This window comes from Neobacillus rhizosphaerae, assembly GCF_050477885.1.
Classification (GTDB): Bacteria; Bacillota; Bacilli; order Bacillales; family Cytobacillaceae; genus Neobacillus; species Neobacillus rhizosphaerae_A.
Map to the genome: position 1 here is coordinate 1 of NZ_JBCNAC010000095.1, position 13,678 is coordinate 13,678.

Here is a 13,678-nt window from a genome sequence, read left to right on the forward strand (position 1 = left end):
ATAGTATCGTTTCCAAATCCTACCCTCCTTTTTTAATTGGGCTTTGTTAAAATGGCTGTTGATTTCCGCTCCAGGCACTTCGCTTTCCGTGGGCGTTTCGGCGAGCCTCCTCGGCGCTTGCGCCTGCGGGGTCTCCCCTGAACCGTACTCCCACAGGAGTCTTCGTGCCTTCCGCTCCAATCAACAGGGGATGAAAGTCAACACAGTTCTTTTACACAGCCTTTATTATTGAAACCATGGATGCTCTTAGTTTATCTAAAGCTTTCTTTTATAAATTCTAAATTCATAATCATATGGGTTCTTTTCGTTTCTTGGCCCTTTTTCGCAGGAAGTAAGCTCCCACTGATTTACGTCAAATGGGGGAAAGTATGTATCTCCTTCAAATGATTCATGTATTAACGTAAGGTACAAGCAGTCTACATAGGGAAATGCCTCACGGAAAATTTCCGCCCCGCCAATGATAAATATTTCATCGTCCACATTTCGGGAATATTTAACAAACTCCTCAACCGAGTAAAACATCGTACATCCTTCACTTTGGTAGTCTTCCTGACGGGTAATCACGATATTTTCCCTGCCTGGTAGGACCCGGCCAATAGACTCGTGCGTTTTTCTCCCCATTGCAATTGGGTGGCCCATTGTCACCCTTTTAAAAAATTTTAAGTCTTCTGGTAAATGCCAGGGTAATTGATTTTCTCTTCCAATCGTTCTATTTTCGTCCATTGCAACGATAAAAGAAATCATACACTGACAACTCCTTTGATGTGTGGGTGAGCTTCATAACCTTCTAATGTAAAATCATCAAACTCAAAAGAGAAAATATCCTTAACATTTGGATTAATTTTCAAAGTTGGCAGCCTCTTTGGCTCCCTTCCTAATTGAAGCTTGATTTGTTCAAGATGATTTTGATAAATATGAACATCCCCAAAGGTATGAATAAATTCACCAGGCGTTAAGTCACACACTTGAGCAATCATATAGGTTAAAAGTGCGTAGGAAGAAATATTAAATGGTACTCCAAGAAATACATCTGCTGAGCGTTGATACAACTGACAGGATAACTTTCCATCAGCAACATAAAATTGGAACATACAATGGCACGGCGGTAATGCCATATTGTCGATCTCTGCTACATTCCAGGCATTGACCAATAGTCTTCTTGAGTTTGGATTTGTTTTTATTTGATGGATTAGCTCACTAATCTGATCCACTGTTTTTCCGTCTGCACCAGTCCATGACCGCCATTGGTGTCCATAAACAGGTCCTAACTCCCCATTTTCATCTGCCCATTCATTCCATATTCGTACGCCATTTTCCTGAAGGTAACGAACATTGGTATCGCCCTTTAAAAACCAAAGTAATTCGTAAATAATAGATTTTAGATGTAGCTTTTTTGTAGTTACTAGTGGAAATCCATCCTCTAAATTAAATCTCATTTGATAACCAAACGTACTAACCGTTCCAGTCCCCGTTCGGTCACCTTTCACGGTCCCATTTTTTAATACATGCTCACATAACTCTAAATATTGCTTCACTTCGTACTCTCCCCTTCCTGCCATTCATATTTTTTCATTTTAACATTCACGAGTTATTTAGTGAAGATGGCTAATAAATTGATATGTTTTCGGTGCCTTGGTCTGTAATAGTTTCTTTGTTGTACTATTTAAATAGTACATGGCGAAGGTTTCTGCAAAGTATTCCTCTTGATAAAAGAAGTAACTGTTATTAGGAAACAATGACTCATGCTCATCCATCCATATTTGACTGAATTCATACGATTGACTGATCTCACTAAAAACATACCTGTCTATTGAATGGGCCAGCTCATGTAATTCTAAATTCACTGAACCATGCCCTTTCCCTTTTTCACTAAAGCCAATCTTTACAAGTACTACTTTAGACCCTCCGATGCCAGGTACCTCGTCCCACGTTATGGCAGGGTTGTACCCTCTTGGAACCTGTCCTTTTAAATGTCTTGCTGTTACATTGTCTGTTAGTTTTCCAGTGAAGAGTTTAACGCTTATTCCCTGTTTTTTTGTTTTTTCCAGTAGAGAAGACGGGAGAGCATCAATTCTAGTTATGATGGCTGCTGCTTCGGTTTGATCAAATATCTGATTTGGTAAAATAATGATTTGTTTTAGCAGCGATAATGAAGGTTTATCTTTAAGAGATTGGTAGAGTATAGAATTTTCGGGGTACTCTTTGAGGCTTATCCCATCAAAAGAGGCTTGAGATGTTGTGATGATAGATAGGAACAATCCAGCTATGATAAAGAAAACAATCCATTTCCGCATACTATAACCCCATTTTTAATTGATTAATAGAATTATAACATGGGTAATTGACTGTAAGGTTCGATAAGATTAGGTAACATTTGGGATTACACGTAAAAGAGGCTAGTTCAATACCAGCCTCTTTTTTCTAAAGCTAAACTTCCAAGCCAAAGTTTCTACAGAGGGCAGCCAATCCTCCTGCAAAACCACTACCTACTGCATTGAATTTCCAATCACCATTGTGACGATAAAGCTCACAAATCACGACAGCTGTTTCAACAGAAAAGTCTTCACCCAGGTCAAATCTTAGGATTTCACGATTTGTTTCTTCGTCTACTACCCGAGCAAAGGCATTACTGACTTGGCCAAAATTCTGGTTTCTCGCTTCAGCATCATGGATGGTTACAGTAATAGCAATCCGACTAACATGGGATGGAACCTTACTAAAATCAATCTTAATTTGCTCGTCATCCCCGTCACCCTCACCCGTGCGGTTGTCGCCAGTATGTTCAACGGCACCTGAAGCATGAACCAAGTTATTGTAAAAAATAAAGTCCAGATCTTCCGTCACCCTGCTGTTGGCATCAGTTAAAAATGCCGATGCATCAAGGTCAAAATCTTGTCCGCCATGATAGCGATTTGTATCCCAGCCAAGACCGATGATGACCTTCGTTAATCCAGGATTTGTTTTCGTTAAATCAATTCTTTGTCCTTTTGATAAATTAATTCCCAAACGTATCACCTCATTTTGACAATAATAACAAATTAACTATAAGAACGAACCACTTCACTAAGGCTGGCTGCATTTGTACCACTACCAATCGCAGCAAACTTCCAGTCATTTCCATGTCGGTATAGTTCACCTGTCACAAGACATGTTAATCCACTGTAATTGTCAGTTAGATTGTAATGGATTAGCTCCTGGTTATTAGTAGGATTTACTACCCTGATAAATGCATTGCGAATCATTCCAAAATGCTGTTTTCTTTTCACACAGTCATAAATATTAACAACGAATACAAGTTTCTGTATGTTTGACGGCACTCTACTTAGGTCAATCATTACCTGCTCGTCATCACCGTCTCCGTCTCCTGTCAGGTTATCTCCGGAGTGTTGAATACTACCGTCATTGCTTCGTAAATTACCAAAATAGATAACATCTTTATTATTCTGAAGTTTATCATTCGCACCAAGCATAATAACAGACGCATCACAGTCAACATTGGGAGCACCGCCGCCGCCGAACAAACCGCCAAACAAGCCACCGCCCCCTCCGCTTTGAACGGGATCCCAGCCTAATCCTACCAAGATTTTAGTTAGTCCTGGATTTCCTTTCGTTAAATCCACTCGCTGACCTTTTTGTAAATTAATAGCCATATCATTCACCTCAAATAAGATTTTTTAGATTATCACAATGAAATAATTATGATTGTTTCAATCTCTTAAAATTTTCCTGTAACTGCTCTAAACGTTTTGTACCTTCAACACGTAAACGTTTGTTTTCTTCTTCAATTGCCTTTGTTTCCTGCATTCCCTTGATGATGATATTCCAGGATTCTTCAATTGTTTCAATTTTAATGCTAGGACCGCCTGCCAGCCTTGCAATATCAGTGCTCTGTTGTGAAATATTCTGAGCATTTTTAAGCAGCATTTCATTGGTTCTGCGGTCAAGCTCACTCATTGAATCTGCAACAAGCTTTTGACGCTTAGCTGCAACTGCTTGAATTAATCCATTTTTAAAGATGGGGATCGTCGTCACAAACGCTGAATTAATTTTTCCTATCAGCTTTGTATTCCCTCTTTGCAATAAGCGTATTTGCGGTGCTGTCTGTAGCGACACCATTTTCGCCATTTCTAAGTCATAAATTCTCTGTTCTAATAGTTCGATAGCATTTTTTAATGAATCTAACTGCATGGATGCCAACTGATCCCCTGAAGCAACCCGAGATTCTAGCTGTGGTAGCTGATTGTTCTTCAGCTCCTCTACTTTCATTTCACCCGCAACAATGTATTTTTCAAGTGTCATGTAGTATTGGTAATTTTGTTCATACATTTGTTCAAGCATATTGGTTGAATCAACCATCTCATGTTGGTATTTGGAGATTTCGACATAAATCTTGTCGATCTCAGATCCCATCGTCTGGTATTTTCCAAAAAGCTTTTCTACCATTTTTTCGCCCTTTTTAAATAGCTTTCCGAAAATACCACCAGATGACTTTTGAAAGTCCTTTGCATCAAATTTATCCATGATGCGTCCAAGCTGTTTCAGAAGTTCACCAGAATCTTCCACTTTTGTTGTCCGCATATTGCTGAGAATCTGATCAGAAAAGCGAGAAATTTGGACGGCTGGTTCTTTCCCGAATTCCAAAACTTGAATTTGGTCTCGCTCATCAATCGTACGTACTAAATTTTGAACTTCTGGTTCTTTACGGAGTGCTAGCTTGATATCAGAAGCTTTTGTTTCTGATAGTCTGTCATTATCGCTTATTGGCATCATGCCGCTAGATTGATTTGAAGGTAAAGTCACTACTTAATCTCCCCTTAAGTTTTTTAGTATTCCTTGAAAAAGCCCCTTTTTAAAAACAGAAGGCTCTTTATATTCCAAATCAAAGACCATTTCCTCAAGCCAGTGTTTATCGAATAATTGTTCATCGATATAATTTTCAATGTCATTATGGCCAGGTGGATTATAAAGGATGATATCTATCCCAAATTGATTTAATAGCAGAAGCAGTGCTGCATCCGACCTTGAAAGCATGCCGGATAATTCATTATTAAAGATAATCAATTTAGGAACCTGCTGGGAATAATCAAATCTCTCTAGCAATTGAATGATCCTTTTTGGCATAAATAGAGCCTGAGTAAACAAATACATTTTCACATCTTCTAAATTTTCCATCGGCAAAAACTTTAAACCTGGTTTCTCACAGATTTTCCTAATGGCATGAGCGATTCCCTTTTGTAGTCCAGAAGCTAAAAATGAATAGGGCCAATAGTGTGCCTGCATCACTTTTCCAGGGACTAGCAAGCCATCCTTCCCAAGAGCATTTCGGTAATGGAAGCGAAAATCGCTGGTACTCTGCATCGTAAATGGCAGTTGACGAATGAGGTAACTGTGCTCCAACTGACCAAGAGATTGAAGGCGGTCCCAATATTCTTTACGATTCTTACTAACACCCTGGACTTTTGCAAAAATAGAGGGAATCTTAACTTGTCCCTCACCTACCTCGAAGTCTGGACGAATCATTGCTATTTCTTTACAAAGGATAAATAGCTCATCATATGTAGTTTTTAACGTAATGGAAGATGGGGTATATTCCCTTAACTGCCATGGTTTATAAAGTCCCGATCCTTCTTGGTTTAAAATCGTCTCAATCTCTTTCGAGGCCCTATAGGCAACGGTTGTTTTCCTGCTTCTTTTTTCATTAGGAAAAGTCTCTGCAGGTAGCTTCTTTGGATAGTGATGAGTGAAAACTGGTTCAGAAACGAAACCTGCTAGTATATCTTTACCCTCAGGATCAAAAACGACAATATCACAGCCAAGCTTTATTAAATAATATAAAAAATATTGGTGACTTTTCTTGAAATTTCCATACCACAGATATTTGGGCATGGCCCTCTCGGGATCCGCATGGTCTAATTCTTGCTGTAAGTGATTGATTGACCACTTCACCAAATCAACGAGAACTCGCCTTAGTTCGTGATTTTTAAGCCCATCCTTCTCAAGGGTAGCGTACAATTCAAGTGTGGCAATCATCGCTTCCCTTAATTTCCGGTGAATTACCGGTACTTTTGACTTCAACAAAAGCTGCTCCCCATCAAGAAAGGCTGCAAAGCGGTTAATGGACAATTTTTGCTCTTGATTAATATTAATTACTTTTTGAATGGACTGAAAATACGTGTTATTTATTGTTTTATCAAGTGAATCCTCACTTAATAACTGTAACCCCCATTCCTTCGAGTTAACATAATCAAATAACTGGTTGTAGTATTCATCCGTGTCAATTGGAATCCCTAGAAATTTACCTAGTACTTGCCCGATCTGGATGGTTCCATTTTCTAATGAAAAATGTGGCCGTTCTGGTAAGGTTTTTTTTAAAAGATCAAACCAATTTTCATACGTTAGGGATATAGGACGGACGTTCAATTGATTTAATGGTGGATACATTCATAATCCCTTCCCTCTAGAAGCGAAAGCTTATTTTCCAAAGAAGATCTATATACTTTGTCCTGCTTCAGTACTTTAGCACTTCCGCATAATAATAGAAAATTATGTAAGGTTTCCTTATCATCATATCACAGTTATTTAATTGGTTCATTTGTTTATACGAATGGGTCTCAAAAATGTTTCGTTATTTAAGCAATCCTTTCATTTTTCACCTTTTTTCTTGTCCTGACATACTATTTGAGTACTCATACTAAAGTAGGTGACTCGAATGAGATTTCTCTATAAACGTCCAAGGATGGAGCACATTCAAGAGGAATTAAATACGGTAATGGAAGTAATGGTATCTGATTTATTTATATACTTGGACTTATTTATTTTCAGTATCATCTTTACCCTGCTTCTATTCCCCGTTATGCATTCACTTGTCATGTCCATTCTTTTCTTTTTTGCATTTTACAGTCTATTTGCCTGCCTATACTTTTTTGTTTTTAATAGGTTAATGAAAAAGAATTAAACTTTAAGAGGCAACAGTTCTAAAACCTGTTGGAGAATTTCTTCACCCGCACTTACCCCACGACTTTTAGTAAAAATAAGATCACTCGTATCTGTCGCCTTAGCAAGCTCACCATGGTTGGGAACGAATCGATATTGACAATTCTGAAGAAAATCCCAATCTAAAATGGAATCCCCTGCACCTGCTATTGCTTTGGTCCCTTCTTTTTGACAAAGATATTCAAGTGCACTTCCTTTACTAATTGCCTGCGGAATAATATATAGTTTTCGCCCCTGTAGTGAAATTCTCCAGCCAACCTTTCTTACCAATTCATGGATTAATTTCATTTCAACTGTTGATGGAAGGCTATTTAAAATATAATAGAAAAAAAGCTTACCCACCTGTTTTTTTAGCCCATCAAAATGAATAGCCTCACTTTGAAACATGGAAAGTAGTTCCTCTTCTAACGCGGATTCCATTTGCAACCGATTTTTTACATACTCTGTCCATTCCTCCATAGGCTTCCCATGTTCTAAAATAACAGCCCCATTAGTAGTTATGGCGTATTTGAATTCAATCTCGTTTTTAAAAATGGATAATCTGTTAAACTGGTCTGTTGTCCTCGTTGTAACAGGAATAAACAAACTTTTTTGAGAAATACTTTCAAGGGCAAAAAAGGCTGCTTTTGTCATATAGGCAACCTGTTCACCATCTTTTATTTCGACCAGCTTCAGTTGCCCTTCAGGTTGTTCTTCTAGTTCAGCCATTGCTCTTTTTGAATAAATGATGGTTCGGTCAAGGTCTGAAGCTATTATCATTTTTTATTCTCCTTCACCGACTTAATTATGCCGCAACATAAATAACGTAATTCAGGATATTCCACGACCTCAACCCCTTTTTCTTCGGCAAGCATAAGGATGTGTTTAACGAATGGACTGGAAGGATCACGCATGAGAATTTTCCATGGAACCCTGCGCAGAAGAACCCTGGTCGTTTCTCCTACACCAGGTTTTATATAATGCGTGCTCTCTATGGCAAATTCAGCTTGGATTTTTTTTACATCCTGCATCCCTAGAAATCCCGTTTCTATTTCTTCGTGTTTCTTTTGAGATGCAATTGCGGCCGCTTCCTCCCAAATCATTGAAAACTCAGTAGAGATTAGATGGATAAATTCATTTGACACATCAGCGGGAAGCAAATCGCGGTAGAATTTAGCACCGTGAAAATCGTCTTTTCCAATGTATGTTTTATTTAATACAGTCCTGCTAACAAGGCCGGAAACAGTTGAATTTAAACATGCACTTGGAATTAAGAAATCTTCCCTCGTTCCAAACAGAGTCGTACAGTAGCCTGGATCTGCAATAACAGCAAGTGTATCATCAAGAGTGGTCCCGTATTTTCGTTCATAATCCTGACAGGCCTTTGTTAATTCAATCGAAATGGCCCCTTTTCCTGTCCAGCCGTCAACAAATTGAATGACACCATCTGGATGCTCATTAATAATGTACTGAAGGGCTTTTTCATCGATTCCTCGATCTCTGATAATAGAGATGCTGTAATGTGGCAAAGATACATTGTATCGGAATTTAAGATATCTCTTAATCAATATTCCTACTGGAGTTCCAGCTCGGGCTAAGGATACGAGAACGGTCTTATTCTCTTTTATTTGGTAGATTTGTTCCGCCACAATCCCTACACACAAAGCCACTTTTTGTTTGTATTCCATCAATGTTGTCCAAAATAAATCAACATATTCTACTGGAGGCTGGTACTCGATAGGTAATGATTCGCTATAATGCATCCCTGATTGAACCATCAATTCCCGGTTTGCAGTTGAGTCCTCAAGCTTTACTTCACTTAAATCTTTAAGTAAGAAAAGCACATCATCTTCATGGTAAGTCCCCATTTTCGCAGGCTTATTGACTGTTTTTTGCATTTCTTTCACCTCTAACTTTTAGAAAAAAAGACGATCTTTATTGATTGTACCCCTATACGGTTAAGTTCGTTTAGTAAGGGCTGGAGATTCTCTAACTCTACTTCTCTCTCAAAAAAAATAAATATTTCATCATAATAATCAGGAGGAATGTTATAAACGAAATTTGTAACTGTTAAATCTTCAGGATTGGGAAAGGTCACACCAAACTGAGCCCCGTACCCCCTTCTGTTTTCAACATGTATTGGACTTCTAGTGGTGGAGTGATAATATACACCACTTCCCATTTTAGAAGCAAGCTGCATAGGAAGATACATGAACTCTCCCGTACCTAAACAAAGCGTCTTTTCACCTGTTCTTTTTTGCTCTAAGTAACACGCTGCATCCGACATTTTTTCATCAAAAGAGTTTTCATATCCTCCGAGACCAAAACGACCCGTTTCAAGGATATATGGGGTCGTATTCCCATTGGTCTTAGAGGAAAATGGAACTGGGGTAAACAAAGAAGACAATTGCAGAAATTCTACTGACTGCTCCACCTTGTTTTTCCTATCATTTCCAGATGAGGATTGACTAATAATTTCTTTGTGCTGCTTAATTTGAACATGGCCAGCTACTAGACTTACCACGTGAATCTTTATACCCAGTTCATCCTCAAGCTGTTTAAATCTATCTTTATTTTCTTGTGAACGCCAATCCAATATGGAAACAACTGTATATTCTTCTCTTGGGTAATTTGCATGAATGGACTGAATGATATTTAATGCTGTTTTCCCAGTTGTTATTTCATCGTCTACAAGAATAATTTCCCGTTGGTTATTAATCATATTATTTGGAATGTAGCACCGGTGCGAGGTGGCATGTGAATGTTCTTCCTCAAAAGTGACGTTCGGCTTTTCCTCTCGCATTTCCTCTCTTGTTGTATGAAAGAATTCAGCTGTATAGAAACAATCAAAAAAAGCATGACCGAGTGCAGTAGCCGTTTCTGCAAACCCTATTACAATAGGTTGAATCGAATTTGGCACAAACGGAAGATGGTTGTATGTTTCTCCTCCTTTTGAAAAAAAGGACACTAGCTCTTCTTTTTCCTCACAATGCAAACCCTTAACCGATTCTATGTATCTGACAGCTAATAATGCTGCAGTGAGTAGTCCTTTATTAGGGAGAATGGGTAAATGCTTGCCTAATACCTTGCTTACGAAAAGGAACGAGCGCTTTTTATTGATTCTCGCCGCCATTGTAAAAAGCTCTTCAATTGGTAGATTATACATATTTTCTACTATTTCAATTTCTGTCTCAAACGCATCAAGGATATTATACGTATACTTCTTTTTTGATAAGGTCAATGTTTGTGAATTCTTCATGTAACACCCCGTAAAGCTGTGATTTTAAGATTATTTTCTTTGCCCAATAATAGTGAGGCTTTATCTCGTTCATTTTATTAGAAAAGTCACTTTTAAATACTCCAGTGTTCCCCGTTGCAGCTTCAATTATATTTTTCGCATCAATATATTCCTCATACGAAACAACATTTAGAGCTTGAACTATTTTAATATGCGAAGGATGAATAATTGTCTTTCCTGTCAAACCGTTTGAAATATCCATAAGAATTTCCCGTATGAATCCATCTGTATTTTCATCTATTAATTTGGCTCTCCACTTCAGCCCTTCATCACCATACCTTTCACGGAAGGGTGTTTGTCTTAGTTGTGGCTTTAACATCCTTTTTTTAGCTGAAAAATATTCCCAAACCGGCCCCGATACCACATACGGGCAATCAAACCTCTGAAAAACATTAATAATATCTGAAATGCAGTCTCTTAATACAGCAATATCATATACTGTTGTGTCAGCACTCCTTCTTATCCCATATAACCCACAAAAGTCTGTTGCTCCTATCCGAACATTCAGAATATTATCCTTAAACCGATCGAGTAGGTGCTTAATGTTCATTAATTCTTCCATTCTAGTTTCCTTTTGGATGACTGTTGCTGTCTCTAAGATCGGCATTGCATAAAAGGGGTGCTCGTTTGAATGAATTTTTATAACCTCATTTAATAATTCTTCACCACGGTTCGCAGTGAACTTTGGCAAAACGACACCTGTAAGAAGTTTGGTCGCTTCTCCTAATTGTTCATTCACCCTTTTAAATTGTTCTAAATTACGAACCCTAATAAACATCAACGGTAAGTCTACGAAACTTAAAAATCCTTTGTTCAATTCTCCATATAATTTAAGCAACTCTGTCATAAGAAGAATTTCAGCTCTGTCAACCTCGTTGTCACCCACTGCATCTTCAAGGTCGATAACAAGTGAGGTTAATCCCTCATGTTTTTTTGAAAGAATTTCTTGATGGATATTTGGACGATTTGCCGGCATGTAAAGGGTTGCTCCTAATCCATATGACAATAGCTCACGATTCGAGTATTTATTAAAGGTTTGGGGTTTTTTATAGAAGAAACGAATCATTTCTTCCTCGTAGAAATAGGTAAAAAAATTCATTTTATTTCTCCTCAGTATAAGGTAAAAAATAAAGGAAACAGACTTTCGTCAGCTCCCCTTTTGATATTATTATAAAATTAAATTAATTAATTGCCTTTACTTTCTTCTTTCTTTTTATTCATAAAGTGAACGACAAATGTAGCTCCAAATGTCACTAATAGGATGATAAAGAACGTTAAATGTCCCATATCTATATGGAATACAGCTAGAAGCATCTTTAAGGCGATAATTAAAATTAAGATATATGCTGTCGTTTCAAGCTCAGGTACACGGTCTATTAAGGTTAAGAATACACCTGCAACTCCTCGCATCATTAATACGCCAAGCATACCTCCAACTAGTAATACCCAAACCTGTTCACTTACACCAAAGGCAGCTAGAACACTGTCCACAGAGAAGGCAATATCCATTAATTCAACCGCTACAACAGTTCCCCAAAAGGTACCAAATAAGCGAATGAGTAAACCACTTTGATTTAACCCCTCAGACTCTTCATCGCCCTCTTCAGCGCCTTTTCGTTTATCAATAAAGTACTTGATTGATAACCATGCAAGATAGCCCGCTCCTAATATTTTTACCCACCAAAGCTTAATCAGGAATACTCCAATTCCGATTGCAATAAAACGAAAAGCATAGGCACCTAATAGTCCATAGAATAGAGCTTTCTTTCGTTTTTCAGGTGGCAGGTGCTTAACCATTACAGCTAGAACAAGCGCGTTATCAGCTGATAGTAAGCCTTCTAGAATAACCAGTGTACCAATCAAGCCCCAGCTTACAGGATTTGTTAATACTTCTGCCCACATACTCCAATTAAAAAATTGAGAATACGTGTCTAAGATATGATTTAAAACAGACATTAAAAAAATTCCTCCTAGAGTAGAAAAGCATAAGCGCCTTGGATTATCAAAGAAGTCTCAGGCGCTTTAGCTCAGCATTTTAATGAAGTATACATTTTGTAAAAAGACCCATGAACACCTGGGTCTTCTCCATTCTAATTATTAACCTACAGATAAACCAAAGTCAGTAGCAAGGGCTGCTAATCCACCTTGATAACCACTGCCGATTGCACTAAATTTCCATTCACCGTTATGACGATATAATTCGCCAACAACAATCGCCGTTTCAATAGAGAAATCTTCACCTAAGTCATAGCGAATCAATTCTTCCCCTGTTGCCTCATTGAAAATTCGTGCATAGGAATTAGAAACTTGACCAAAATTTTGGTTTCTACTATCTGCTTCATGAATCGTAATTGTAAACGCAATACGCTGAATATTCGCTGGAACAGTTGTTAGATTAATTTTTACCTGTTCATCATCCCCATCACCAGCACCTGTGCGATTGTCACCAGTATGTACAACAGCTCCGTTTGCTCCTTGAGGATTATTGTAAAAAACAAAATCAGTTTCATTGGTAACTTTTCCGTTTTCTCCTAAAAGGAAAACAGATGAATCCAGGTCAAAGTCATTTCCGCCGTCATATTTATTAGTGTCCCAACCAAGTCCAACTACAACATTCGTTAATCCTGGATTTGTTTTTGTTAAATCAACTTTTTGACCTTTTGATAAACTTACTGCCATTTTTTCATTCCTCCAATTTAGGTAATAGTCTATTTACGAGTTTCTCATAAAAAGGTTTCATTTATTATAAAAAATTTTTTTGTTCTCATTCGCAATTGCTAACCTAACTCATCCACTTAGGAGGTGTATTTTTAGCCCAGTAGATTGTTCCTAATTCATGATGGCTTTGATAGTCGTCATAAATGGTATGATAATGAAAATTAAACCAATAACCTGCTTTTGGTGGATTGTCACGTCTTACATGGAAACGTAAAATATCTTCCCCTGTTAAGCGGCTTTTAATATTAAATATTTTTTCTGAAAGACCGGAACCTGGCTGCTCTGAAATTGTAAGGTTCTTCAGATCCTCTTCTGGGAATTGGTCTGCCGTTTGAGCAATAGCCAATTCAATATTAGGCAAAATAACTTCGCGAAATTCATCTTCTATTACAGGCTTAATTTTTGTTCCAAACTTTTGGTAAGACTGAATTTCTGCCTGCTTTATTAATTGTTCCATAAACTCTTCCCGATTAAACTCTGATTCTTCATAAAATCCATTTTGCTGAGTTATACTTCTATCTGCCGTCGCTTCAAAAGCATCTATGTCTTGGAAGGACTCCGCATTAACAGAATTCATTAACTGTGTTGGTGTAACAAGACCAAAGGTTAAAATAGAAATCAATACAAATAACGGTTTACGAAGCCACTTGTTCATCACTAGTTCACACCTTATTCTATCGAAGTTAATAT

General features: G+C 37.8%; 15 protein-coding genes. 1 reads left to right on the forward strand and 14 read right to left on the reverse strand.

Annotated elements, in window-relative coordinates:
* Positions 1–255: 255 nt before the first annotated feature.
* The 7 genes from ABES03_RS12975 to ABES03_RS13005 all read right to left on the reverse strand — a co-directional run bounded on the left by ABES03_RS12975 (position 256) and on the right by ABES03_RS13005 (position 6,441).
* On the reverse strand, positions 256–744 hold the full coding sequence (locus ABES03_RS12975) for a dihydrofolate reductase (RefSeq protein ID WP_430117691.1): 489 nt from the start codon (positions 742–744) through the stop codon (positions 256–258).
* A complete protein-coding gene (locus ABES03_RS12980; protein ID WP_430117692.1) occupies positions 741–1,535 on the reverse strand; it encodes a thymidylate synthase in 795 nt (264 codons plus the stop codon). The genes ABES03_RS12975 and ABES03_RS12980 overlap by 4 nt, the downstream gene beginning before the upstream one ends.
* A 57-nt stretch (positions 1,536–1,592) precedes the next feature.
* Positions 1,593–2,294, reverse strand: a complete 702-nt coding sequence (locus ABES03_RS12985) for an anthrax toxin lethal factor-related metalloendopeptidase (protein ID WP_430117693.1) — start codon at positions 2,292–2,294, stop codon at positions 1,593–1,595.
* Between the two features lie 133 nt (positions 2,295–2,427).
* Positions 2,428–3,006 (reverse strand): TerD family protein, encoded by a 579-nt coding sequence (locus ABES03_RS12990; RefSeq protein ID WP_430117694.1) that lies wholly within the window; start codon positions 3,004–3,006, stop codon positions 2,428–2,430.
* A gap of 32 nt (positions 3,007–3,038) precedes the next feature.
* Positions 3,039–3,650, reverse strand: coding sequence for a TerD family protein (locus tag ABES03_RS12995; protein WP_430117695.1), 612 nt, complete (start codon positions 3,648–3,650; stop codon positions 3,039–3,041).
* A gap of 46 nt (positions 3,651–3,696) precedes the next feature.
* Entirely contained in the window at positions 3,697–4,770 is a 1,074-nt protein-coding gene (locus ABES03_RS13000; RefSeq protein WP_430117725.1) for a toxic anion resistance protein, read from the reverse strand.
* A gap of 33 nt (positions 4,771–4,803) precedes the next feature.
* Positions 4,804–6,441 carry a YceG family protein gene (locus ABES03_RS13005; protein ID WP_430117696.1) on the reverse strand — a complete coding sequence of 546 codons (1,638 nt, stop codon included), beginning with the start codon at positions 6,439–6,441 and terminating at the stop codon, positions 4,804–4,806.
* 268 nt (positions 6,442–6,709) lie between these two features.
* Between ABES03_RS13005 and ABES03_RS13010 the strand changes: the two genes are divergently transcribed.
* Positions 6,710–6,955, forward strand: coding sequence for a hypothetical protein (locus ABES03_RS13010; protein ID WP_430117697.1), 246 nt, complete (start codon positions 6,710–6,712; stop codon positions 6,953–6,955).
* Here ABES03_RS13010 and ABES03_RS13015 read toward each other — a convergent pair.
* From ABES03_RS13015 to ABES03_RS13045, 7 genes are all read right to left on the reverse strand, one after another.
* A complete protein-coding gene (locus ABES03_RS13015; protein ID WP_430117698.1) occupies positions 6,952–7,752 on the reverse strand; it encodes an HAD family hydrolase in 801 nt (266 codons plus the stop codon). The two genes, ABES03_RS13010 and ABES03_RS13015, sit on opposite strands and share 4 nt — an antisense overlap.
* On the reverse strand, positions 7,749–8,870 hold the full coding sequence (locus tag ABES03_RS13020; RefSeq protein ID WP_430117699.1) for a cysteine protease StiP family protein: 1,122 nt from the start codon (positions 8,868–8,870) through the stop codon (positions 7,749–7,751). The genes ABES03_RS13015 and ABES03_RS13020 overlap by 4 nt, the downstream gene beginning before the upstream one ends.
* A gap of 11 nt (positions 8,871–8,881) precedes the next feature.
* Positions 8,882–10,231 carry a phosphoribosyltransferase family protein gene (locus ABES03_RS13025; protein ID WP_430117700.1) on the reverse strand — a complete coding sequence of 450 codons (1,350 nt, stop codon included), beginning with the start codon at positions 10,229–10,231 and terminating at the stop codon, positions 8,882–8,884.
* A complete protein-coding gene (locus tag ABES03_RS13030) occupies positions 10,182–11,369 on the reverse strand; it encodes an HpcH/HpaI aldolase/citrate lyase family protein (protein WP_430117701.1) in 1,188 nt (395 codons plus the stop codon). The genes ABES03_RS13025 and ABES03_RS13030 overlap by 50 nt, the downstream gene beginning before the upstream one ends.
* 86 nt (positions 11,370–11,455) lie before the next feature.
* Complete coding sequence (locus tag ABES03_RS13035; RefSeq protein ID WP_430117702.1) at positions 11,456–12,226, reverse strand: TerC family protein; 771 nt, start codon at positions 12,224–12,226, stop codon at positions 11,456–11,458.
* Positions 12,227–12,367: 141 nt separating this feature from the next.
* Complete coding sequence (locus tag ABES03_RS13040) at positions 12,368–12,949, reverse strand: TerD family protein (protein WP_430117703.1); 582 nt, start codon at positions 12,947–12,949, stop codon at positions 12,368–12,370.
* A 103-nt stretch (positions 12,950–13,052) separates the two neighbouring features.
* Positions 13,053–13,643 carry a YpjP family protein gene (locus tag ABES03_RS13045; protein WP_430117726.1) on the reverse strand — a complete coding sequence of 197 codons (591 nt, stop codon included), beginning with the start codon at positions 13,641–13,643 and terminating at the stop codon, positions 13,053–13,055.
* Positions 13,644–13,678 lie beyond the last annotated feature (35 nt).